General features: G+C 40.7%; 2 protein-coding genes and 1 pseudogene. All 3 read left to right on the forward strand.

Translation table 11 applies throughout. The features are described 5' to 3' along the window. Positions 1–510 (forward strand): annotated as a pseudogene (locus tag B2118_RS01745) (Eco57I restriction-modification methylase domain-containing protein); the annotation flags it as partial. Between the two features lie 9 nt (positions 511–519). After that, positions 520–3,045 carry a GIY-YIG nuclease family protein gene (locus tag B2118_RS01750; RefSeq protein WP_428052808.1) on the forward strand — a complete coding sequence of 842 codons (2,526 nt, stop codon included), beginning with the start codon at positions 520–522 and terminating at the stop codon, positions 3,043–3,045. Between the two features lie 36 nt (positions 3,046–3,081). After that, positions 3,082–3,706, forward strand: a 625-nt coding sequence (locus tag B2118_RS01755) for a hypothetical protein (RefSeq protein WP_428052810.1), incomplete at its 3' end; no start/stop codon positions are given.

Raw genomic sequence — 3,706 nt, forward strand, 5'->3', positions numbered from 1 at the left:
GGAGATGCAATCAAATCCAGAGAAAAATACAATTTACCTCCTATGTTTGATACCCCAATAAAAGGAGGGTATACATTGCTGGGATTAGATGATAAATTAAAAAGGGTTTATAGATATCTTCCTTCGGACTATCCCTTTACAAAAACAGAGGGATTAAATAAATATAAGATTTTTATTTCCGAAAGTTATGGTTGTGGTGAAATCGGTGAGATTCCTGCTACGCCAGTTCTGGCTACGCCAGGAATGTTGTGTACGGAAACTTTTATTCAAATTGGGCCTTTTAACAATGAAAACGAAATGAAAAATTGTTATGGTTACATAAAAACAAAATTTTTTAGGGCCTTGGTGGGTATTCGCAAACAAACCCAGCACGCAACGCGAACAGTGTATAAATATGTGCCCATACAGGATTTTACGCAAGAGTGGACAGATGAAAAACTCTACAAAAAATATGGCCTTTCCCAAGAAGAAATTAACTTTATAGAGTCAATGATTAAACCGATGGAATAGGAGAACTCTATGCCTGAATTATTAAACAGTCATAAAATTCCTAAGATTTATGTCTATACGGAACCGCAATATAAAACCGCGGAATGGGAAGGCAAGCGTAAGGGGCAGGGATTCCTAAAAATAGGGTTTACTACCGGAAACGTGGAAAACCGTATCCGCCAACAATTCCCAACCAATAAACCAGTGGATAATCCCTTTGAAATTCTGCTGGAAGAGGTGGCTATCCGCAAGGACGGCACCTTTTTTAGCGATAAAGACGTGCACCGTATTCTGCGCAAAAATGGGGTGGAAGAACGCACTACACAGGGTAAGCATACAGAATGGTTTGAATGTACCTTGGAAGAGGTAGAACAGGCCATTTTTGCCGTTAAAAACCATAAAACAACCTTTACTGAACGCCGAATGGATTTTGCTATGCGGCCGGAACAGGCACAGGCCGTAAAAGTTACCAGCGAATACTTTAAAAACTTTTCTTACGAACGGGAACACAAAACGCCGCACTTTCTGTGGAATGCCAAAATGAGGTTTGGTAAAACCTTTACTGCATATCAACTAGCCAAAAAAATGGGATGGAAGAAGGTGCTTGTGCTTACTTTTAAGCCAGCCGTGCAAAACTCGTGGGAAACCGATTTGGTAAATCACGTGGATTTTGCAGATTGGCAATTTGTTTGCCGTACGGGTACGCAATATAAAGACATTGATCCCAAAAAGCCGTTTGTATGGTTTGCCAGTTTCCAAGATGTACTGCAAAAGACGGATGCGGGGGGAATTAAACCGCGTAATGAAGAGATTCACTGTATAAACTGGGATTGCATTATCTTGGATGAATACCATTTTGGGGCTTGGCGTGATAGTGCAAAAGATCTGTACGATGCCGAGGATAAAGCCGAACAAAAAAAGCAGGCCGGAGACGGTTTGGAATACTACGATGAAGAGCAAATGCCCCTAACAACCAGTGCCTATTTATACTTATCCGGCACGCCGTTCCGCGCATTAAACAATGGGGAATTTTTGGAAGACCAAATCTTTAACTGGACTTATACCGACGAACAACGCGAAAAGAATAACTGGGATGAAAAACAAGGGGAAAACCCATATCTGGAACTTCCGCAAATGGTAATGATGACCTACCAAATGCCCGAGGAAATACGAGCCATTGCCTTATTGGGCGAATACAACGAGTTTAATCTGAACGAGTTTTTTAAAGCAAAAGAGGAAGGGGGCCTTTGTAAGTTTGCGCACGAAGCGGAGATCGTCAATTGGCTGAATTTGCTCCGCGGACAGTATAAACCCAGCACATTAGATGAACTTAAAATCGGCAAGAAGCCCCCGATGCCCTACTCCGATATCCGTTTGCTTAGCGCGTTAAGCCATACATTTTGGTTTTTACCATCGGTGGCTAGTTGCAAAGCAATGGGGGACTTGCTCCAAAAACATCCGTTTTACAAAGAATATAAGGTGATTGTCTGTGCCGGAAATGAAGCCGGAATGGGGGTTGAGGCCTTGGAACCTGTAAGAAGAGCCATAGGAAACGGTTTTGATACAAAGACCATCACCTTGTCCTGCGGAAAACTTACCACGGGGGTTACTGTGCCGGAGTGGGGCGGTATCTTTATGCTACGCAATACATCTAGCCCAGAAACTTACTTTCAAGCGGCCTTCCGCGTCCAATCCCCTTGGACAGTTAGAAATCCGGACGGCGTGAACCCAAACGAAAAGAAAATTGTAAAAGATACCTGCTATGTGTTTGACTTTGCACCGGATCGGGCGTTAAGCCAAATTGCCGAATATAGTGCCCGCCTAAATGCTGCCAGCAAAGAATCACCAGAAAAGCGTGTAGAGGAATTTATCCATTTCCTGCCGGTGCTTTGTTATGATGGCAGCACAATGGAACTAATCAATGCCAGCGAACTGCTAGATTTGGTAATATCCGGAACGGCTTCCTCTATGTTGGCGCGCCGTTGGGAAAGTGCCCTGCTGGTAAATGTGGACAACCCGACCTTGATCAAACTAATAGAAAATGATAAAGCGATGGAGGCTTTATCCCGCATTGAGGGATTCCGCAATTTAAATAAGGACATTACAACGCTGGTAAATAAGTCCGAAGCACTTAAAAAAGCAAAGCAAGAAAACAAAGAAGACCTTTCAAAACAGGAAAAAAAGCAACTTACTCAGGAAGAAAAAGAAATTAAGTCCAAACGTAAAGAAATACAGGAAAAATTGCTTAAATTTGCTACCAGAATCCCTGTGTTTATGTATTTAACAGACTACCGGGAACAAACACTACGAGATGTAATTACCCAGTTGGAGCCGGAACTGTTCCAAAAGGTAACGGGGCTAACCATACCAGATTTTGAGTTGTTGGTTAGCATTGGCATTTTTAATGAGCAGATTATGAACTCGGCTGTATTTGCTTTTCGGCGTTATGAAGAAGCAAGTTTATCCTATACAGGCCTGACTAAACACCAAGAACTCCTGGTGGGTGGGTTTAATACTAAATTACCACGAATAGAAGTGGAAAATCTTGGCAGGTAAACTAAATTATTGTATAATCGCAATAAAGAGGAGAATATGTATAAACTATTAATATCAAGTTTAACTTTATTTTTATCTATAAATTCGTTCGCTTGGAATGAAACTTATACTACCATTGGTAATACTATTTATGGGGCCGACGGAAGCACCTACACACGGATAGGAAATACTACCTATAATTCTGATGGTATTAGTTACACTCAAATAGGTAACACTACCTATGGTTCTGATGGAACCTCCTATACACGGATAGGAAATACTACTTATAGTTCTGATGGCACTAGTTATACGAAAATAGGCAATACTACCTATGGCTCTGATGGTTCAACTTATACCAAAATAGGTAATACTACTTACGCCTCTGGATATGATACCGATGGAGAATATGAAGATGATGATTTTGAAATTATCACCCCTAGTTATAATTACAAAAAAAACAACTATTCTCCGTCAAATAATACTTTTGGTATTAATAAAGAAAAGAAAAAAACAACCTCTTGGTATGAATCTGACTCTGATTCAGATTTAACATCATATGAGTCCCCTATTTTATTTCCAATAAAAAAAGATGTAACATATCGTTCGTCTACCGATATATTTGGCAACACCACAACTCGTGGAAGTGATGGAAGCACTTACCGAACATCGACTGATATGTTTG

The sequence above is a fragment of the Candidatus Avelusimicrobium stercoris genome, from assembly GCF_002437085.1.
GTDB lineage: Bacteria > Elusimicrobiota > Elusimicrobia > Elusimicrobiales > Elusimicrobiaceae > Avelusimicrobium > Avelusimicrobium stercoris.